Genomic DNA, 19,292 nt, shown 5'->3' with positions numbered 1-19,292 from the left:
ATTATCCTCTTTCAATAGCAGATGCCTGTTCTGTGCTGACTTTGGTTGGATATGTGTCCATGCAGCGAACTTGGAGTTCGTTGGGTGTGGATCATTATTTGTCATCTGTTTCGTGGAATGTTGAGGAGTTGACTCGGGCCATATTGAGTGTTGGTTACGCTCTCCTCGCTCAGGAAAAATATGAAGATGCTTATCTGCTGATTGCTAGTGCGCGTAGGGCTGAGTTGGCAGACCCCTGGTTGGCAGATTGTGAGGCCCGTGCACTGCTTTTTCAGGGTAAGTCTTTAGAAGCAATTGCTATCTGGCAATGTTTGCTTGCAGGTGGAGATGAGCGCATGGAGAGCAATTGTCAGCGAATGCTGTCCTACGCCGGAAGTTTTCGGCGAAAACTTGAAGATGAATATATTAAGTCTGAGCTGCTGAATGCTCATGAAGATATGGGGTTCTTGCTTGATCTTTGGACGCAATATCCTGAATCTTTGCCCTTGGAACATGCTGTGTATGAGCTGATCCGCAGCCGCCTGTCTTTGGAGGATCCGGAGTGGAGTTTCATTGATTCGTCCATTCAGGATCATCTGGTTGCTCTAGAGGCACAGGTTGCATGGCTTGCGTCGCTTCAATCCTGGAGATCAGATGGCTGATCAGGGTTCGGCTGGAGCGTTGATGCTGTTGGTATTGCTCCAATAGTTGGTGTTGAAGGGCAATGGTTTGACTTCTGGCCTGCTCAAAGTCACACCATGCGGCAATGGGGTCGAGATTCGGGTCTGATATTGGCGCTGGCTCTCCCCGAAGCCGATAGGCAGCTTCCAAAATGTCGGGATGACTGCGATTCAGTGCCTGAATCAACCCCTTGATATGGGGATGGGTTGACTCAGTGTTTTTTAGATCACAACGCAGAGACAGCCGCCTTTTTTGATGCCAGTGCTTGAGCTGCTCATACCCTGCACGCAGGTCGTCTTGATTCAGCTGAACTGTCTTTGTACGGGTCGTGCAGGCCAAGAGGACGTCTTCTGGCAGGGGTACCACGAGAATCCCATCGCTGGGGCAGTGCTCAGGTGTTTGTGTCCAACGCCTCAATCCTTCTTGGCGAAGTTGTTCTAGAACACAGGTCAGGAGTGGAAAGGGGCACCACCAGAACGCCATTTCTGCTGCTTCAGTGTTGGAATCATGGCTGTTGCCTCCAGCTTTGATGACCCGCTGGTTGTGCCGAGTGCTCCCCGAGGAGTTGGCCGCTCTGCCTGAGCAAACCGAAGATGCGCTGACCCTTGGGATTCAGGGCTGGCTTTTGCCGGTTCAGCAGAACACTGTTTCTGATCTGCTAAGGCTTTTGAGCGACTGGCCGGCTTCGATGCAGCTCTGCTTGGAGTTGTTCGAGTTGGAGTGTCCGCTCGATCTTCTCGATCAGGCACTCTTCCATCCTTCGCGGGCGACATTTCAGGGGCGCCCAATGCTGCTGGTGCGGCCGGATGGTGCGTTTCCGGTTGCGGTCTTGGACCATCTGGGGCTACACCAAGTGGCGGTTTTCGGCCCCTGTGCCAAGAAAGAGTTTTGTGGCTTGGCGGGTTGGATTCCGCCTGCGGATGGCAATGGCCTTTTGAACTATGCATGGTTCCTCAAGCGCGCCCATTTCCGCGGAGCACATCCTGATCTGTTGTTGCCTGCGGTGCGAGCACTCGACCTGGATCAGATGGATGCTTTTGTTGCGGCAGATGCCGAGATGTATCAAGCGTGGTTGCAGTTGGAAAGCGCTTGGAGTGCCTTGCAGGTCAATCGAGAAGAAGACGCAACGGTTCTGATTGATTCCTGGGGCGGACATCAGCGCTGGTGGGGTCCCGAACAAACGGAGTACACGACGATCCCTCAGCTTCAGAACGCTAGGGACAGATCAGACTCAGAGCGTCAATGGGGGGTGATGCACCCCAGTCATCTCGCGATTGCCATTCATGGTTTTTATCTCGATCGCTTGGTGTCCATCCTTCAGCAACTGCCCCCGGGCGGCGATCAAGACGGGTGGCCGTCATTGGATCTGTATGTGAGTACTCCATCCCATCAGCTCGCGACGGCGGCGGAATGCATTCGCCGGCTGAATTGGCCACGGGTGCGTGTGTTTGGTGTTTCCAATCGTGGTCGCGATTTTGCCCCTTTTGTGCTTCATCTGTTGCCCGCAATCCTCAAGGTCGGCCATGGATGTGTTCTGAAACTGCATACCAAAGCATCCACGCACATGAATTTTGGAGGGGCATGGGCGTCTCACATGGAGAGCTCGCTCTTGTCACCTGCCTTGTTCGAACATTTTCAGGAATCGGATGAGCTTGGTGTGGTTACACCTCAGGGCACTTTGTTGCCGATGAGTTTGAATCTTGCTGACAATGTTGCTTGGATGCAGCATCTGGCGGCTCTGAATTCAGTTCCAACGTCTTCGCTTTTGGGTTGTCATTTTCCCGCAGGCAGTATGTTTTTTGCGAAAACAGATGCACTTTTGCCTTTGCTGAATTTTGACCTGTCTTTGGATGATTTTGAACCTGAAGCAGGGCAGGTGGATGGGACGCTGGCCCACGCTCTGGAGCGATGGACTGGTGTTGCAGTTGAATCACGGGGCTATCACCAGGCACAGGCACCGGGAGATGAATCCTTGGTCCCTGACTTTGGCTTTCGTCATGCTCTGAGGACGGTGCCCAAAATTCAAGCCCCGGCCAAAGCGGTGCCGCTCTATCAGGAGCCCGGTGATTTCGAGCCGTTTCAAATCCAGGCGCAGGAGCTTTGTGATCAGGGATTCACCGTGGTGGATCTCGGGCACGATCGCATTGCAGCGCTCGCCGAGCGCATCAAGGCCGACCTGGGGGAGAGTTTCGACCTTGTGGCCTGGCGAGCTCAAGGAGGCGAGGGTGATCTGCGCCTGCAGGATGCTTGGCGGAACAGTTCTGCTGTGAGGGAACTGGCGCTGTTGCCGGAGTTGCAGCAGTTGCTGCGCTGCTGCTGGGGGCGTGAGCCCTTTGCTTTCCAGACGTTGAATTTTCCAGTGGGTACTCAGCAGCATATTCATAGCGATGCGGTGCATTTCCACACGGAACCGCCCGGCTTTATGTGCGGGATCTGGGTTGCGCTTGAGCCGATTCATCCACATGCCGGCCCCTTGGAGTATCTGCCCGGCAGCCACCGTCTCCCGTATCTTCAGTGTCGTGATGTGGGTGTGTTGCAACAACCAGGTGTGACACCAGATCAACGGATCTTTCACAACCGTTGGACTGAAGCAGAGCATCGCTACGGTCTTGAACGACAGCAGTTCACACCTCAACTGGGACAGGCCCTGATTTGGTCTGCGAATCTGATCCATGGAGGCTCTGCGGTGATTGACCCGGCCCGTACGCGATGGAGCCAGGTGACCCACTATTTCTTTGAGGGCTGTCGCTACTACACGCCGCTGCTCAGCGACTGGCCCGATGGGGCCGTGGCCTGGCGCCAGCCCCTGAACATCGCCCGTGATAACTCCCCTGCGGAGGTGGACCGGTGAAACCGATCGCAACAGTTTTCTACGGGGTGGAGCAGTCCCACGGCTGCGAAAATGTCCAGGACATGTTGCTTTATTTGGGCGACAACACCGGCAATCTGCTGTTCCGCTATGCCCTTCAGAAGCGGATCGTCGATCTTTCAGGCTATGAGTTGGTGCCGCTGCCTGCAGGCCTTGATCTGTTCAGCCGCCTGGATGCCGAGACCTGCCGCAAGGTGCTTTCCAGTGCACTGGTGATCTATCCGGTGGCGAACCTGCTGCGCAGTCGCGAACAGTACGAAGCCATCGGCCAGATTCAGAACGAGACTCGCTTCCTGACGCAGCTCTGTGATCTGTTTTCCTGTCCGATTCTTGTGATGGGGCTGGGCTTTCAGGGGAGGCTCGAGAGCCAGGGGACGCGCTTGCCTGAGCTCCATCCCGCTCAGATTGAGCTGGTTCATCGTTTATTGGAGCATTCAGGTTTCATTACGGTTCGGGGCCAGCACACTCGGGCGCTGTTGCGCCAAACCCCGTCGCTGAGGCATGCCCTGATCGAATCTCTGGGCTGCCCCAGCCTGATGATCTCCTCCGACCGTCAGCACGGGGCGATGGTCGCGGGTCTGGCGGCGGAACGCCAGCGCAAGGTGGGGTTGCAGCGGATTGCCCTCGGATTGCCCAGCAACAAGCTGGGGGATGCAGTGCTGATGAAGCATCTCGCGCGGTTGGCGGAGGACCCACGGGTGCATGTGGTGCTGCAGGACCTCACGGACCTCGAGGCCTGTCGCCAGCTGGGGCTGCCTGAAGAGCGGCTGCACATGTTCTGCGATCTGGACGCCTGGGTGGCCTTCCTGCGCGGCTGTGACCTCTGCATCAGCGCCCGGATCCATGGCTCCCAGGTGGCGATGCTGGCGATGGCGCCCTTCCTGCTGATCGCCACCGACAGCTGCATTGAAGAGCTGGCGAAGCAGATGGCGTTGCCCTGCATCCGCTCCGATGATCCGGAGCTGGCGCCGCTGCTGGCCGACCCGTTGCGGGCCCAGCGTCGGGCTCTGGACCTCGATGGCAAGGCCTATGACCGCAACCGCCAGGAGCTGGCCCGGGCCACGGTGCGGCTGTTGCAGTTCAACGGCATTCCGCCCCATCCGGACCTCCTGGCTCTTGCGGGTCGGGCTGGGGATCTGACAGGACCACCGCAAGCAGTGGCCAGCCCTTTGGCGCGCATCGACGTTCGCGATTACCTGGAGCGCCACCCGGAAGACCCTTCCCTCGCAACCCAGAACCCCCTGGGCATCGCCTTTCATGCGGTGACCACCGGTCTGAAGTGGCAAGCGTTTCCCGAGGATCAACCGCTGCAAGAGCGGCCTGTTGTCGATGAACCTGTGCAAGGGCATCTGGACGCGGCGCTGCGAATCAGCGACCGGCATCTGGTGCTGGTGGGCTGGTGTTCGGATCTTGCCGATTCCGCCTCCCTCAGCCTGGCGGAGCCGAACGGACCGGCCATGTCTCTGCCGCTTGGTCCAGTGAGGATCCGCCGGCCGGATGTGCAGGAAGCGCTGGAGTGGCGCTCCGGGTGCCGTCCGGATTTCGGATTTCTCCGCATCGTGGAGCGATCGGTGGATGCGATACCGCTTCGGCTGACAATCGGTGCTGAGGTCTTTTCGTTGGAGGAAGTGGATCTGCGGGAGGAGGGGTATCAGGCGGTAGCCGAGCGCCTGTTGGATGCCTGCCAGTGGTTTCACACGCCGGTCAGCCGGATCGATGGGTTGATGGAGAGGGATCTTGGCGAGGCGTTCCGGGTGTTGTGGCAACGCCGTCGCGCGGCCCCTGCGGGAGATCCCGACGTGCAGCTCCAGAGCCTGCAGCAGCTGCAGCCCGATCAGACTGTTCTGCTGGTGTGTCTGAACTCCACGGTGATGGCCAGGCTTCAGCTGGATCGCCTGCGCCGCTACCCCTCCGTGCAGTCCGGCTCAGTTCGCCTTGTGGTCGTTGTGCAGGAGGGTGTGAGCTGTTGCTACTCAGGCTGTCTGCTCTTTGATCTGCTGAGTGATCTGTTGGCGTCGCTGCCCTCGGCGCTGTTGCTGTCGAAAGGTCAGGAGATGCGTTGGAGCCAGATGGTGCGGAAGGTGCGGCGGTGGAGTACGGCGGAGCGCTTTGCTTTTTTGGGCCCTGGAGTGCTCACCTCCAGCAGCGATTGGTTGGCAGCGATGGCAGCGGGGTTGAGCGAGCTGCCGCCGGGTCTGTTTGATGGCGGCCGCCCTCCACTGCAGACCGCTCTGGGACAGCCGGTGGATCGGATGGATGCTTATTTGTTGCTGGGTTCGGAGGCCTCCGATGTGGCATCGACCAATGTTTGTGAAATCAGCAGCGCAGCCCTGGTGACGTTGGCATCTGGTTATGAAACGCCAAGTGTGCCAAGCCAAAGCAGGCCGTATTGGCAGCAGGCGGTTGAAGCGTTCCTGGGGGGGTGATGGGAATGCAATCAACAGTGCTGGTGCTCAGCCATGGCCACCCGGCCATCCGGCCCGGAGGTGGTGAGAATGCGGCCTATGCCCTGCACGGCGAGCTGCTGCGGCAGGGAGATTGGCGCAGTGTGTTCTTGGCGGCAGCACCAGCCGAGCATTTCCAGGAGGGAGAGGATCTTCGGCCTTGCTCGGCCGCGGACACCGCTGGCAGCGAGTGGTTGGTCAAGGCCAGCAGCGATTGGTTGACGTATCAATCGGCCTGTTCGCTGCTCAACGGAAGTCCGTTGCATCAGCTGGTGTGTGATCTGCAGCCTCAGGTGATCAGTGTTCATCAGATCATGCATCTGGGCCTTGATCTGATCTTGCGGTTGAGGGATTGGTGCCCGCAAGCCCGGATCGTCTACACCCTGCATGAGTTTCTGTTGCTGTGCCCGTTCAACGGTCAGCTCAAGACCCGTGAGGGCTTGTACTGCCAGGGGCCGACGCCGTTGGGCTGTCGGCAGTGCCTGCCGGAGATTTCGAGTGAATTGCTGCTGCTGCGTTCAGCCCGGATCCAGCTGATGATCGATCAGGTGGACTGCTTCATTTCACCCAGCCGGGTGGTGAAGGACTGCTTTGTTGCTTGGGGGATTGCGGCGGAACGGATTGAGGTGATTGCCAACTGTCTTACGGATCTCCAGCCAGAGCCGCCCTCTTTGTTACTGGATGAAAGTGCATTGCACAGCGTGTTCGGGTTCTTCGGCAACTGCTCGGAAGCGAAGGGCCTGGATCTGGTGCTGGAGGCGATGCTTGGGCTGGTGCGACGCCAGAGCGAGGCCCGGTTGGTGGTGCATGGACCGGTTCAGAGGCTCCTGGAGGAGGGGATCCCGCGGCGAGATCCCTATGCCATCAAGCTGCAGCACCTGTTGGCGCAGCTGGGGGATCATGTGTCTTGTCCCGGGCCCTATCGCCAGGAGGAAATTCCCCGGTTGATGGGGCGTGTGGGCTGGGTGCTGATGGCCTCGCGTTGGCTGGAGAATGCACCGGTGGTGATTCAAGAAGCGCTGGCTTGTCGACGTCCATTGTTGGTGCCGGCGATCGGCGGGATGGCTGAGCATGTTCGCAACGGGCTGGATGGTTTGCAGTTCGCCCCCGAGTCGGCAGCGTCTCTCGCCTCCGTGATGAGGTTGGCCTGCCGGGACCCCGATGTCTGGAGCAACCTTCGAACAACGATGGCGCCGCCTTTGTCTGCTGAAGATGCCTTGCAGAAACATCTCAACCTGTTTGGCTGGACTGGAGACATTTCTGAAGCACGCCTGTCTTGATTAGGTGATGGAGCCAGTTGATTTGTCGATGTCGTTTGGGGAGGGCGGCTTATCTGTTGCCTCAAGATGGTCAAGTCGATGTTGAAGCTGATGAAGGGTATCTTGTAGCCCTTGGATTGTTTGATCCTGGCTGATCAGGATGTTCAGGAGGTTGGAAAGGACTTTGTTTGATAGGGTGTCCTCAGTTTGTGGAATCTGGGCATCAGTCAGTGTTTGGGAAGAATCGGAGAGAGGTAGTTGGTTGCTTGCTTTCAGGAGAGTATTAACGATAAATCGGTCTTCTTGTATCGCGGCAGATGATGACAGTGCCTGAATGTCGTGTGTGGTTGGAATTAGTGATGTCAGTTCTAAATTGTCCAGGTTTGGTGACGGTAGAGGATGCTTATTGAGGAGATTGTCGAGATTTACAGGAAGGATTGCTGATGAACTCCATGGTTGGCCAATGCATGAAGAACGAGGCGATCCATGCCTGGCGTTTTGTTGGATCGCACAGTGGTTTTTTCAAGGGCAACCAGCTGGTTGTCGCTTTCAGAACGGAGGATATTCTGAAAATGAATGACAATATTCTCAATGAGGTCGTAGTTGTAGGTCATCATGTTGTCTTGAAAAACCTCTTTCCATTCTTTGAGTTGCTGGCCATAGCAAATGAAAAGCTTTTCAAACTTTTGGCACCATGCTGTGTAGGACAGCGTTGGTCCGGTGTTGGTTTTGTGTTTCAGGCCCCATTGTTTGTAGGCGCTCACTGAGTAATCGCCATGGTTTCGCGCATAGGCCTTGATTTTGATTTGTATCTGTGATCGCTCTTCGAATTGTTTGAGGCTTGATGCGAAAGGGCTGTGCAGGTGATGAAGTGATTCGTTCAGGACAAAGCCCACGCTGTCGTCCGGTAGGCCGCTGAACACGTCATCCAGAGACTGATGGAAAGCTCACTCGATCGAGATCCTCCATTGATCTCTCAAGTGGTGCGCGCCTTCGCGGAAGCAATCGCTTATTTTTGCTGTTGGGTCTGGACTGTATTCAAAAAACTTTCCCAGATAAAAAATATTGTGCTTGGATAGATTTAAAGCGCTATCCACTGCAGAGCGGCGAATCGATCAAATCCCAGTTTTCCCAGTTCCAATGTGGATAATGAGCTTTTTCATGGCGTCATTCTGGACGGTTTTAGAACTTAAGGTTGATGGAGGCTGTAAATGACCAGACCGGTCTGTAGGTGATCATGTTCTCTGGTAAGGGAATTCTTCCCTTTTGATCAGGAACAGAGATGTCGCAGCCGTAATCACAATTGTGAAGCAAGCTGTTCCACATGGATGTGAAGACCAGTCCTAAGTCTTCGAACGGTCTTACGCTGAAGCCGAGGTTAAGATTGCGGCCACTCCATTCACCAATGGCATTGAAGCCGGGGTAAACCTCTAACGCAGCGGCTCCAATGGGGGTTAGTTGTCCGTAATTCGCTGCATCAAGGACGGCGCGGCGCAATGTGTTGTTGTTGCAGGGCTTGTCAGGGATATAACCGTAGGTTTGGCACCCCTCGGCCCGTTGGGCGGCGATGGAGGAACGCACTTGTTCATCCAGGGGCCGAAATTCACCATTACCAACCCCAAGCGTGAGGTAAGCGTTCGGGAACCAGGTGTTCTGATCCTCTTTGAGCCGGAAGCGTTGGCTGATCACGCCATAGGCACTTTTGGGAAAGCCGCAGGAGAGGCCACACTCTTTGACGTCCAGCCAATTCTTGACGCCAACACGAATGGCGGTGTCGGGGCCGATGTTGCGACTGAGGTGGGCGCCGATGTAGTACTCGGCAAATAAATTTTTATCGGTCTGAAGGCCTTGGGTGTTGCGATCCCCCAGAGGAAGTTGTGTTTCTTCCAGTGAGGCTGTCAGGGTTAAGCCCACGAATTTCTCGCTATCACCCAGGCCAAGGGACAAATCGTATTGAGCCTCACCGAACCGCTCAAGTTGATCTTGATAGTCGTCCCAGCTGTTGGGCTGTTCACAAATCCCGCTGGCGGTGCAATCAATACCAAACACACCAGCTGTGGCCATCACGCCCTTGGGGCCAAACCCCACAGGGACCATGCTGCTGATCTGTGGATGCCACTGTTCATCGCGCCAAATGGCCTTGTCGTTGGCGAAGGTGGCGCCGCTTGGCAGATGAACAACAACGACTTCTGAATCTGATGTCTCGGATTCTGTCTCGGCGTGAATAACTTCTGCTGGTTCCACTGCTTTCCACTGTGGAATGGGAGCTGATTTTGGTGTTCCTTGGTTTTTGAAATCTGTGGTTTGGTTCATCAAACTCCATTTCAGTGGAGATGGATTCTTTGGCTCGATGGTTTGCTGCCAGGTTTGTGCATCAGCGCTGGGATGAACCAAGGCAAGGGCTGCAGTTAGTGCCACTTTGTGCCAAAGAAAACTATGAATGGGCTTTTGCATTTCGAATCAGCGCCTGAACTGTGTGTGGAGTTCTTGATGAAAGCCCTGAAGCAGTTTCAACTGCCCAGGCAATGGATTCGTACCGGGGTGCTGTTGCATCAGGTAATCGAGGGCCCGCTCTGGGCTCATGCGGTGCTGGCGCACCAGCCAGGCCAGGCACACCAACGGTGAGCGCTCCATTGCTGCGACGCAGTGCACGAAGACTGGACCGTGCTGCTGCAGCTCGGCCAGGTGAGCAAGCGCAGTTTCCAGTTCAGCCAGGGTCGGTAGGCGGCCAGCACGGTGGTCTGGCAGCACGTAACGACTTGTGCGGAACCCTTCGCCCAGGCCTGCGGCTGGTGTGGCTTCGTCGGGGGAGCAGAGGCTGAGCACGCATTTGATTCCGGCGTCACGCAGTCGATCAAGGTGGCGATCAGCTCGAGGCGCTGGACCAATGGCAAGTTGATCGACCAGCACCCAGTCGATGCGGAAATCACGGGAGCGTTGCATCAGTTGTCCAGCCACTGCATCAACCGTCGTCGCTGAGCGCGCCAACGATCGCGCAGATTCGGGGCTTTGTCTCCATCTTTCCCGCTGCCGTTGCTTGAGGGCTGCAAGCGTCGACGCTTGCGCGTTGTCACTGCTGCGGGCGAATTGCCGTTGTCACTGGACTGGATGTCGTCTTCATCGTTGGCGTAGTAAGCGTAAGCAGCAGAGGTGTCGTAAGCGCCGTAGCCGTAGCCGTAGCCGTAGCCGTAGCCGTAGCCGTATTTGCCATAGCCATACTTCCCGTAGCCATAGGCAGCACTTTGCTTCTCCGGTTTGAGGGCATTGGTGACGACGCCCAATAACGGCGCACCACTGCTGCGAATGCGGGCAACAGCTTCCTTGGGCAAGGAGCGATCCACGCGATCCAGGCTGACGAGCAGCATCAAGCCATCGCAGTGCTCGGCCACCAGGGCGGCATCAGCCAGACCCAGCACTGGTGGCGTGTCGAACAAGACGAAATCGAACTGCCCGGACTGCTCCAGTTCGTTCACCAGTGAGCGCATCCGGTTGGAGCTGAGCAGACGGGTGGGGTCAGGCGGTCGGCGTCCGGCGGTGAGCACACTCCAGTTGTCGTAACCGGGCACGGCCTGAACAGCATCGCGCCAGGTCTGGTCGTCTTCTGTGAGCACGTTGCTGAGGCCGCTGAGGTTGTTGAGGCCAAGGCGCACGTGCATCTGCGGCTTGCGCAGGTCAGCGTCGATCAGCAGCACCCGCTGGCCCATTTCCGAGAGGGTCTTGGCCAACAGCACGTTTACGAGGGTCTTGCCTTCTGCTGGCAGCGAACTGGTCAGGGCGATGGACCGCAGCGGTTGGTCGCTGTTGAGGAAGCGGATCGAGGTAAACAGGTTACGGAAGGCTTCCTGATAGAAGAAGCGTTGGTAGCGGCGCTGTTTAGCGGCTTCGGGGTCATCGCCGGTGGTGACTGACTTGTCCAGTTCCTGCAACAGAAAGCGCTTGTCTTCTCTGACTCCTTTGAAGAACTCCACGTGGGGGATGTGACCGAGCAGGGGCAGGTTGAGGTCGTCCTTGACTTCGCCGGCGTGGTGGAACACATGGTCCATGCGGTCCCGCAGCAGCCCGGCAGCAGCTCCGGCCACCAGGCCGAGGACGGTGCCCAGAGACAGGTTCCTGGGGATGGAGGGCTTGATGGGCTTGGGATCAATTGTTGGGGGTGCGATCACGCGCCAGGGAACGCTGCGCTGGGCGATTTCCAGTTGGAACTTCTCGCGGGCCGAAACCAAACCAGCGAGGTTCTGCTTGGCGATCTCCAAACGCTGTTGAAGGGCCTCGTATTGCTTGATCAGGCCTGGTTGTTGCAGGAATTGCCGGTTGAGCGTGGCCTGCTGGGTGCGAGCTGTCTCTACGCGACCGGCGTTCAAGCTGAGGGCCGCATCGACCGCTTCCAGCTGGTTTTGACGCAACAGCGGCCTGAGCTGATTCAGCCGTTCCTCGAGCCCTCGCACCATCGAGGATCCGGGGGTGTAGCGGGAGCGGGCTTCCGCTAACTCTGTTTCCACCTTGAGCAGCTGTTGCAGCAGGCTCTGGTCCACATCGCTCACGGTCAGTCCGCTGTTGGCCTGCCCGCCGCCGGGGTCGGTGTTGTTGCCGATGGCCTCCTGAAATCCTCGGGCGCTAAGGGTGCCGCTGGCGATCCCATCGCGCACTTTGAGAAGCCGGTTGCGATCAGCTTCCAGTCCCAGCACCTGGGCAGCCATGGCGGTTTCTCGTTGCTTGAGCGCTCCGCCTTCAGCGGTGGGCTCCAGCAGCGAATATCGGGTGCGGAAGTCGGCAAGTTCCCCTTGCAGCTGATCGAGCCTGGTCTGCAGTGATGGGGCTTGTTTGTTGAGAAACGCCAGGCCATCGGCGAGGCGTTGCTGGCGCTGCTGCAGGGCTGCCTGCAGATAGGTGCTGCTCAAGGCCTTAAGCAGTCGCTCATCCTCAACAGGGTCGCTGCCTTTAAGGCTCACGTTTAAAATACCTTCTGCTTCCTTACGCTTCTCACCTCCTGTTTGAATGTTGATTCGCTCCCTCAGATCGTCAATCTCGAGATCGAACTGATCGGCAACTGGTTTCAGGAGCACCGAGCTTTGCAGCACCTCGATCAGGGTGGGGATGTCGTTGCTGGTGGTATTGAGGGCCAGCTGTTCGAACATGGTGCCCTCCACGTTGGCCATGCTCGATCGGCCGTTTTCATTGCTGATCGGGTCGGTGATCAGCAGCGAGAATGATCCCTGATAGACGGGACGGAACAGGCGTTGATAGGTCGTGAACAGTACCGCCAGCACGATGACGCTGCCGGCTGTCACCGCGACGAGCTTTTTGCGGCGTTGCAGGGCTCGCCACAGTTCGCGCAGATCAATTTCGTCATCGGCACCCATCGCTTCGTTTGTGCCGACTTCGCGCACATGCACCGTTTGGACGTTGCGGGGATCGAAATCCGGTGATTGCCCCGGCGCGGCCACCAGATTCGACATTCAACCCCCGTGACAGAACAACAACTTAAATGCCAGCGCCGGACCGACCAGAGACGCGTGGGACACTTGCGTCGTTGTTTCAACCCCTGCGTCGCTCCGATGCCCTTGTTGCGTTCTCTTGCGTTGTCACTGGCATTTGGGTGGGCGGCAGCGGTTCCAGCGCTGTCGGCCGAGACGATGCTCTCACCCGAACCGCTTCAGGAGGACGTCTACATCATTGGTCCCGGCGATGTGCTGGATCTGAAGCTGTTTGATGCCGCTGAGTTGTCAGGCCCTCTGGAGGTGCTGAATGACGGCAGCGTGCCGTTGCCACTGTTGGGGAGTGTTCGGCTCAGTGGGCTGACGTTGCAGCAGGCCACCGTGTGGGTGCAGCAGCTGATGAGCAAGGAATTGCTGCGTCCGGACCTGCAACTCCGGGTGGTGAAGCCTCGCCCGATTCGGGTGGCCTTGGTTGGTCAGGTGGAGCGCCCGGGGATCTACTCGCTCACCCCCAGCGAAACAGGTCAAACCGAGGGTGGCCCTGCGATTCGGCTGAGCGGCTTGCCAACGGTGGTGGATGCGATCCAGAAGGCGGGTGGCATCACGCAGCAGGCCAACCTGCGTGGTGTGGTGCTGCAGCGGCGCCTGCCTGGCATGGACAAGCCGCTGGGCTACAAGCAGGCGGAGCTGGATCTGCTGGATCTGGTGCTGGAGGGCAACCAGAGCCAGAACCCCTTTCTGTTTGATGGCGACACGATCCGGATTACGCAGGCGGATGAGACCCCGAAGGAAGCTGTTGAGTTGGCCGCGGTGAACCTCTCGCCTCAGGTGATCACGGTGAATGTGATCGGCGAGGTGGAGAAGCCAGGGCGGGTGGAACTGCAGGCCAACACGCCTTTGGTTCAGGCTGTTTTAGCCGCTGGTGGCCCGAAGAACTGGCGGGCCAGTACCGGCAATGTGGAGCTGGTGCGGATCAACCGCAACGGCAGTGCCACCCTCAAAAAATTCAAGATTGACTTGGATGAGGGCGCTTCGAATGAAAAGAACCCGCCGCTGCGCGATGGGGATTCGGTGAAGGTGAACCGCAGCACCCTGGCCCGTGCCAGTGATGCCATCAACGCGGTGAGTCAGCCCCTTGGCGGGCTGGTGCAGATCTGGACCTTGTTCCGCTTGATCAACAACAACTGATCCCGTCAGGCATACCCCTCAGGGTTTTGCTGCTGCCAGGCCCAACCGTCCCGGCAGATGTCTTCAAGGCTTCGCTGGGTGCGCCAACCCAGTCGCTCAGCGGCTTGTCTGGGATCGGCGACGCTGATGGCGGCATCGCCAGGCCGACGATCGGTGATTGCACAGGGGATGGAACGGCCGCTGGCGGCTTCCATGGCCTGCGCCACCTCGAGGACGGACTGTCCCTGGCCGCTGCCCAGGTTGAGGGTGAGCAGCTGCGGTGCTTCCGCCAGCAGGCAGTCCAGGGCGGCACGGTGCCCTTCGGCGAGATCCATCACGTGGATGAAATCACGCACGCCCGTGCCATCGGGGGTGGGCCAGTCGCCGCCGAACACCTGAAGCTGTGCTCTGCGGCCCACGGCCACCTGACTCACAAAGGGAAAGAGGTTGTTGGGGATGCCCAGCGGGTTTTCGCCAATGTGGCCAGAGGGATGGGCACCAACTGGGTTGAAATAGCGCAGGCAGGCGATCCGCCAGGAGTCCGGGGCACTGGCGTGTAAGTCGGCCAGCATCCGCTCCACAGCGGCTTTGGTGTGGCCGTAGGGGTTGATCGGAGCGATGGGAGCTGTCTCTGAGATCGGTACGGCCTCTGGGTAGCCGTAGAGCGTGGCGCTGCTGCTGAACACGAGGGTGTGGCAGCCATGGGTCTGCATGGCCTCCAGAAGGCAGCGGCTCCCATGGAGATTCACATCCCAGTAGCGCAGGGGGTGCTCTTGTGGAGCGAATCACCAATTCCCCGTTAGGCGTTCGTCTGGTGGTTACTCCAGGCATGTGTTGCTGCCGATCAAGCCACCTTTCTTTTGTCGTTAGGGGCTGGGTTATCGAATCGGAGGTTGGCGATCAGTGCAGTTCCATCCGCAGGTTGCTGTTAAAAATTGGCAGAGCTGCAAGCAAGACCATGGAGAGACGGCTGAGGAACGATATCGTTGCAATATGCATGCATTATTGATGCAATATCGTTCCTATGGGCTCCCTTGCCCCCCCCTCTCTCTCTTCTAGCTTCGGCCTGAAAGCGCCTGATCCATTTCGGCTGAAGCTGCTGGAGACTTCGCCAGAGCCATGCGAAGATCTAATTCAACATGTCACTGCCGAGACGGTTGAGCTCCGCTCCCGTCCGCTGTGACCGCAGGCAGATGTCTTGTGCCTGCAAGTCGCCTTGGAGATTTCGATGTCCGCTTCCTCTCCCATCCCCACAAAAACCGCCCTGATCACCGGCATCACCGGCCAGGACGGCAGCTACCTTGCGGAACTTCTGCTGGAGAAGGGTTACGTGGTGCACGGCATCAAGCGCCGCGCCAGCAGTTTTAATACCACTCGGATCGATCACCTCTACCAAGATCCCCACGAGAGCGATCCGCGCCTGGTGCTGCACTACGGCGACCTCACCGACAGCACCAACCTGATCCGGATCATCCAGCAGGTGCAGCCCGATGAGATCTACAACCTTGGCGCCCAGAGCCATGTTGCCGTGAGCTTCGAGGCGCCGGAATACACCGCGAATTCCGACGCGCTCGGCACCCTCCGCATTCTCGAGGCAGTGCGAATGCTGGGGCTCACAGCAAAAACCCGTATCTACCAGGCCAGCACCAGTGAGCTCTACGGCTTGGTGCAGGAGGTGCCCCAGAAGGAGTCCACCCCCTTTTATCCGCGTAGCCCCTACGGCGTCGCCAAGCTGTACGCGTACTGGATCACGGTGAATTACCGCGAGGCCTACGGGATGTATGCCTGCAACGGGGTGCTGTTCAACCATGAGAGCCCCAGGCGCGGCGAAACGTTTGTGACCCGCAAGATCACCCGTGGCCTGGCGCGGATCGATGCAGGGCTGGAGCAGTGCCTGTTCATGGGCAACCTCGATTCGCTGCGGGATTGGGGCCACGCCCGCGACTACGTGGAGATGCAGTGGCGCATGCTGCAGCAGGAGGGACCACCGGAGGATTTTGTAATTGCCACGGGGCGGCAGGAATCGGTGCGGCGCTTCATTGAGTTGTCTGCCTCTGAACTGGGCTGGGGCGGCATCGATTGGCAAGGCGAGGGCCTGCAGGAAATCGGCCTCCGCGCCGACACCGGCTCCGTGGTGGTGCGCATCGACCCGCGCTACTTCCGCCCAGCGGAGGTGGAAACTCTGCTGGGTGATCCCACCAAAGCCCGCGACAAGCTGGGCTGGACGCCCACCACCACCCTGGAAGAACTGGTGGCCGAGATGGTGGCAGCAGATCGAGAGGAGGCAAAGAAAGAGGCCTACCTGAAGCGCAAGGGCTTCCAGGTGGTGGGCTCAATGGAGAACCCACCGACGAATCCTGAAGCGATCAAGGCTGCTGGAGGCGCGGCGTGAGCCCCCTGATCACCCCCGCCGATCGCATTTTCGTGGCAGGCCACCGCGGCATGGCCGGCAGCGCTATCTGCCGAGCCCTCGAGCGCGCCGGCTACCACCAGCTGCTCACCGCCAGCCGCTCTGAGCTCGATCTGCTCGATGGCCCCACCGTGGAAGCCTGGTTCGCCAAGCACCAACCCACGGTGGTGGTGCTTGCCGCCGCCAAGGTGGGCGGCATCGCTGCCAACAGCAGCTACCCGGCAGACTTTTTGCTGGAGAACCTCAAGATCCAGACCCATGTGATCGAAACGGCCTGGCGCTCTGGGGTGCGGCGGCTGTTGTTTCTGGGCAGCAGCTGCATCTACCCGAAGTTCGCCGAGCAGCCGATCCGTGAGGAGTCGCTGCTCACCGGTGCGCTGGAGCCCACGAACGAGTGGTATGCGATCGCCAAGATCGCCGGCATCAAGCTGTGCGAGGCGCTGCGCCTCCAGCACGGCTTTGATGCAATCAGCCTCATGCCCACCAATCTCTATGGGCCGGGCGACAACTATCACCCCACCAACAGCCACGTGCTGCCAGCGCTGATCCGCCGTTTCCATGAGGCCGGGGAAGCCAATGCCCCGACCGTGACCTGCTGGGGCAGCGGCTCACCGCTGCGCGAATTCCTGCATGTGGACGACCTCGGCGAGGCCTGTGTGTTTGCCCTGGAGCACTGGAGCCCAGCCCCAGGTGAGCTCACCTATCTGAATGTGGGTACGGGGGTGGACCTGAGCATTCGTGAACTGGCAGAAGCGGTGGCCGCCGCCACGGGCTACCAAGGCGCGATCCACTGGGATAGCAGTAAACCCGATGGCACCCCGAAGAAACAGCTGGACGTGAGCCGCCTGGCCGCCCTGGGCTGGCGTGCCCGGATCCCGCTGGCGGAAGGCCTGGCAAACACGGTGGCGCTGTTTCGCGAGGAGCTGGCGCAGCAGCTGGTGCGGCTTTGATCGGGCTGGCTACGGTGACTCCATGATCGAACGCGTTGATCGACGCAAGAAAAACGTTGAACTCGGACGAGAGTCACGGCACGCATCAGCCCGTTGTTGTGACCTTCACCTACTGGCGAGAATCAGATGGTCGTTTTTTGGGATATCTGAATACTTACCCCGACCACTGGACTCAGGGTGATGATCTGGAAGACCTGAAGGAGCGGCTCCTCGATCTCTATCGCGAATTTGCCAAAGATGATCTTCCTGGCAATTCGCAGAACGGCTGAGCTTGTGGGCGCTTGAAGCGAACTGGCCGGACCCAACCAGGACAATCCTTCGCGACCTAGGGAATCTCTGGACAAACGGGGCTTGGGCGGCGGCAGCGACCAGAAAAGGGAGCCTTTGACCGTCAATGACCTCTGAGACCATTGGCTGTGACCTTTTGGCCTCCTGTTCAACCGTTTTGGGCTGGTTTTTGAGGCCAAATCGAGGTGTGCAGACACACCAAGCCCCTGGTCAGGCTGCTGCGAGTAATTGCCGTCGGGCCTGGAACAGATTCGACAGCGCTGCCAGCACGTTGATCTTGCAGCGGTTCTAGTAGCTCCGCCACGCTCGGCCTGCGGCCTCGGTAAGGCCAGGCCGCGCAGCCGGGTCTTTTGAAAGCCGAACTGCTGCTTGATCACACGGAAGGGGTGCTCACCTTTCGAGCGGATGTGCGCCTTGGCCGTCTCGACCAGATCGTCCAGCCACGGCCGTGCCATTCCGCTGCTCTGGCACACGCTGGAGCACTCCAGAGCCAGCATCAGTGCATCGGTCTCGATTGCTCTGCTGGAGAAGGCGGATCGGCTCCTGGCTGGGTTCAGCGAGATCACGCTGCTGGCCGATCGCGCCTTTCCCTGCGCTGAACTGCTGAGGGGGCAAAGAGGCTTCTGGGATGAGCAGAACAGGGTCGCCAAGCTTCAGCAGAAAAAGCCAGTACTCAGGCGGCTATCTGAATCTATACCGCGGGATACATTTCGCCCACTGCTTGAGCAAGGCTACACGCAGGAGCGGAAGAGCCATGCAGGGCGAAAGCGGATTGATCCACTGATTTTATTCAAGATGCTGATTCTGCAGCAGCTGTTCAACCTCAGCGATTAAGAGCTTGAATTTCAGGTCAATGACAGGCGCTCATTCGAGGAATTTGTCGGACTCGGCGTGATGAATCAAATTCCAGATGCCACCACTATCGCCTTCTTCCGAGAGAGACTTCGAAAAGCTAAGGTTATCGAGGAGCTCTTTGAGCTATTTGAGACCTACCTGCGATAACAGGGCTTGCAGGCTCGCGGCGGTCAGATCATCGATGCAACTCTTGTCCCCGTTCCAAAGCAGCGCAATAGCCGCGACGAGAACAAGGAAATCAAAGCAGGAAGGCTTCCAGAGGGCTGGGATGAAAATCCAGATCGATTGCGGCAGAGGGACTTAGATGCCCGCTGGGTCAAAAAGAATGGAGTCAACCATTACGGCTACAAGAACAGTATCTGCATCGATGTCGACCATGGCTTCATCCGTCGATATGCAGTGACGCCTGCCAATATTCATGACAGTCAGATGCTCCCGCAACTCCTAGATCCTGAGAATGAGCATGATTATGTCTGATTCCGCCTATTCAGGCGAATGCTTTGAGGATCTGTTGAGCCTCGGCGGATTCGAAAGCCTTATTCACGAAAAGGGGGCTCGCAACAATCCGCTTAGCGAAGCATCCAAAGAGCTAAATCGTGTTACATCCGCAATCAGAGCATGCGTGTAACACGTCTTTGGATGCATGGCAATGTCGATGGGCGGAAAGATGACCAGAAGAATTGGATTGGCGAGAACCGAAGCTTGGTGGGGACTCAAAAATCTCACCTTCAACTTCCTCCGGTATCTCCAGCGTACTTCCAGTCTGGCTGCAGTTGCATCGCTCTGACAACAGAGCCAGCAATTTGCCTGCAAGCTAAATGAGATAGGGGTAAGCCTGTGCATCATGAGCCGCTTCTGGGGCGGCATTTTTAATGTCGTTCGATTGCCAGTGAATCCCGATTATTCGAGGTGCCCTTTAGAGGAAGGTTTGGTTAGTACAGTATCAAACTTTCAT

The 19,292-nt window shown here is 58.1% G+C and carries 15 protein-coding genes and 3 pseudogenes; 12 read left to right on the top strand and 6 right to left on the bottom strand.

Annotated features, from left to right (window positions below; genetic code table 11):
• Positions 1-59 precede the first annotated feature (59 nt).
• From SynA1544_RS12305 to SynA1544_RS12290, 5 genes and pseudogenes are all read left to right on the top strand, one after another.
• Positions 60-641, top strand: coding sequence for a hypothetical protein (locus SynA1544_RS12305; protein WP_186513973.1), 582 nt, complete (start codon positions 60-62; stop codon positions 639-641).
• 548 nt (positions 642-1,189) lie between these two features.
• Positions 1,190-2,590: pseudogene (locus SynA1544_RS15110) on the top strand (rhamnan synthesis F family protein); the annotation flags it as partial.
• Between the two features lie 81 nt (positions 2,591-2,671).
• Positions 2,672-3,511, top strand: a complete 840-nt coding sequence (locus SynA1544_RS14955) for a phytanoyl-CoA dioxygenase family protein (RefSeq protein WP_255477635.1) — start codon at positions 2,672-2,674, stop codon at positions 3,509-3,511.
• The gene (locus tag SynA1544_RS12295) at positions 3,508-5,955 is read left to right on the top strand and encodes a polysaccharide pyruvyl transferase family protein (RefSeq protein WP_186513971.1); all 2,448 of its coding nucleotides are present in this window, start codon (positions 3,508-3,510) and stop codon (positions 5,953-5,955) included. Before SynA1544_RS14955 ends, SynA1544_RS12295 begins: the two co-directional genes overlap by 4 nt.
• A 5-nt stretch (positions 5,956-5,960) precedes the next feature.
• The gene (locus SynA1544_RS12290) at positions 5,961-7,253 is read left to right on the top strand and encodes a glycosyltransferase (protein WP_186513970.1); all 1,293 of its coding nucleotides are present in this window, start codon (positions 5,961-5,963) and stop codon (positions 7,251-7,253) included.
• Between the two features lie 404 nt (positions 7,254-7,657).
• Here SynA1544_RS12290 and SynA1544_RS12285 read toward each other — a convergent pair whose 3' ends face one another.
• The 4 genes from SynA1544_RS12285 to SynA1544_RS12270 form a co-directional block, all read right to left on the bottom strand.
• Entirely contained in the window at positions 7,658-8,155 is a 498-nt protein-coding gene (locus SynA1544_RS12285; protein WP_186513969.1) for a hypothetical protein, read from the bottom strand.
• A gap of 259 nt (positions 8,156-8,414) precedes the next feature.
• Positions 8,415-9,686, bottom strand: coding sequence for a hypothetical protein (locus SynA1544_RS12280; protein ID WP_186513968.1), 1,272 nt, complete (start codon positions 9,684-9,686; stop codon positions 8,415-8,417).
• A gap of 6 nt (positions 9,687-9,692) precedes the next feature.
• Positions 9,693-10,190, bottom strand: a complete 498-nt coding sequence (locus tag SynA1544_RS12275; RefSeq protein ID WP_255477634.1) for a dual specificity protein phosphatase family protein — start codon at positions 10,188-10,190, stop codon at positions 9,693-9,695.
• Entirely contained in the window at positions 10,175-12,688 is a 2,514-nt protein-coding gene (locus SynA1544_RS12270) for a polysaccharide biosynthesis tyrosine autokinase (protein WP_186513967.1), read from the bottom strand. Before SynA1544_RS12270 ends, SynA1544_RS12275 begins: the two co-directional genes overlap by 16 nt.
• 123 nt (positions 12,689-12,811) lie before the next feature.
• On the opposite strand from SynA1544_RS12270, the gene SynA1544_RS12265 reads away from it, so the two are divergent.
• Positions 12,812-13,855 carry an SLBB domain-containing protein gene (locus tag SynA1544_RS12265; protein WP_255477633.1) on the top strand — a complete coding sequence of 348 codons (1,044 nt, stop codon included), beginning with the start codon at positions 12,812-12,814 and terminating at the stop codon, positions 13,853-13,855.
• Positions 13,856-13,860: 5 nt separating this feature from the next.
• On the opposite strand, the pseudogene galE reads toward SynA1544_RS12265, so the two are convergent.
• Positions 13,861-14,601, bottom strand: a pseudogene (gene galE / locus SynA1544_RS12260) (UDP-glucose 4-epimerase GalE); the annotation flags it as partial.
• 461 nt (positions 14,602-15,062) lie between these two features.
• On the opposite strand from galE, the gene gmd reads away from it, so the two are divergent.
• Genes gmd through SynA1544_RS12245 form a run of 3 tightly spaced genes read left to right on the top strand, consistent with a single transcriptional unit; the run spans position 15,063 to position 17,463 of the window.
• On the top strand, positions 15,063-16,226 hold the full coding sequence (gene gmd / locus SynA1544_RS12255; protein ID WP_186513959.1) for a GDP-mannose 4,6-dehydratase: 1,164 nt from the start codon (positions 15,063-15,065) through the stop codon (positions 16,224-16,226).
• Positions 16,223-17,194, top strand: a complete 972-nt coding sequence (locus SynA1544_RS12250; RefSeq protein ID WP_186513958.1) for a GDP-L-fucose synthase — start codon at positions 16,223-16,225, stop codon at positions 17,192-17,194. The genes gmd and SynA1544_RS12250 overlap by 4 nt, the downstream gene beginning before the upstream one ends.
• Before the next feature lie 35 nt (positions 17,195-17,229).
• Positions 17,230-17,463, top strand: a complete 234-nt coding sequence (locus SynA1544_RS12245) for a hypothetical protein (RefSeq protein ID WP_255477632.1) — start codon at positions 17,230-17,232, stop codon at positions 17,461-17,463.
• A 229-nt stretch (positions 17,464-17,692) separates the two neighbouring features.
• On the opposite strand, the pseudogene SynA1544_RS14950 reads toward SynA1544_RS12245, so the two are convergent.
• Positions 17,693-17,910: pseudogene (locus tag SynA1544_RS14950) on the bottom strand (hypothetical protein); the annotation flags it as partial.
• On the opposite strand from SynA1544_RS14950, the gene SynA1544_RS14945 reads away from it, so the two are divergent.
• The 3 genes from SynA1544_RS14945 to SynA1544_RS14935 are packed head-to-tail and all read left to right on the top strand — an operon-like array spanning position 17,897 to position 18,814.
• A complete protein-coding gene (locus tag SynA1544_RS14945; RefSeq protein ID WP_255477631.1) occupies positions 17,897-18,316 on the top strand; it encodes a hypothetical protein in 420 nt (139 codons plus the stop codon). The pseudogene SynA1544_RS14950 and the gene SynA1544_RS14945 overlap by 14 nt on opposite strands.
• Before the next feature lie 60 nt (positions 18,317-18,376).
• Positions 18,377-18,484, top strand: a complete 108-nt coding sequence (locus SynA1544_RS14940; protein ID WP_255477630.1) for a hypothetical protein — start codon at positions 18,377-18,379, stop codon at positions 18,482-18,484.
• Between the two features lie 6 nt (positions 18,485-18,490).
• Positions 18,491-18,814, top strand: coding sequence for a transposase (locus SynA1544_RS14935; RefSeq protein ID WP_255477629.1), 324 nt, complete (start codon positions 18,491-18,493; stop codon positions 18,812-18,814).
• Positions 18,815-19,292: the final 478 nt, after the last annotated feature.

Origin of the sequence: Synechococcus sp. A15-44 (assembly GCF_014280115.1) — a bacterium.
Lineage (GTDB): Bacteria > Cyanobacteriota > Cyanobacteriia > PCC-6307 > Cyanobiaceae > Parasynechococcus.
This window is presented reverse-complemented; position numbering and strand designations above follow the sequence as displayed.

Bases quoted from the DNA above. Each gene is read 5' to 3' on its own strand.
- SynA1544_RS12305 (WP_186513973.1), top strand. From the start codon at position 60: ATGCAGCGAACTTGGAGTTCGTTGGGTGTGGATCATTATTTGTCATCT.
- SynA1544_RS12290 (WP_186513970.1), top strand. From the start codon at position 5,961: ATGCAATCAACAGTGCTGGTGCTCAGCCATGGCCACCCGGCCATCCGG.
- SynA1544_RS12280 (WP_186513968.1), bottom strand. From the start codon at position 9,686: ATGCAAAAGCCCATTCATAGTTTTCTTTGGCACAAAGTGGCACTAACT.
- SynA1544_RS12270 (WP_186513967.1), bottom strand. From the start codon at position 12,688: ATGTCGAATCTGGTGGCCGCGCCGGGGCAATCACCGGATTTCGATCCC.
- gmd (WP_186513959.1), top strand. From the start codon at position 15,063: ATGTCCGCTTCCTCTCCCATCCCCACAAAAACCGCCCTGATCACCGGC.
- SynA1544_RS14940 (WP_255477630.1), top strand. From the start codon at position 18,377: ATGAATCAAATTCCAGATGCCACCACTATCGCCTTCTTCCGAGAGAGA.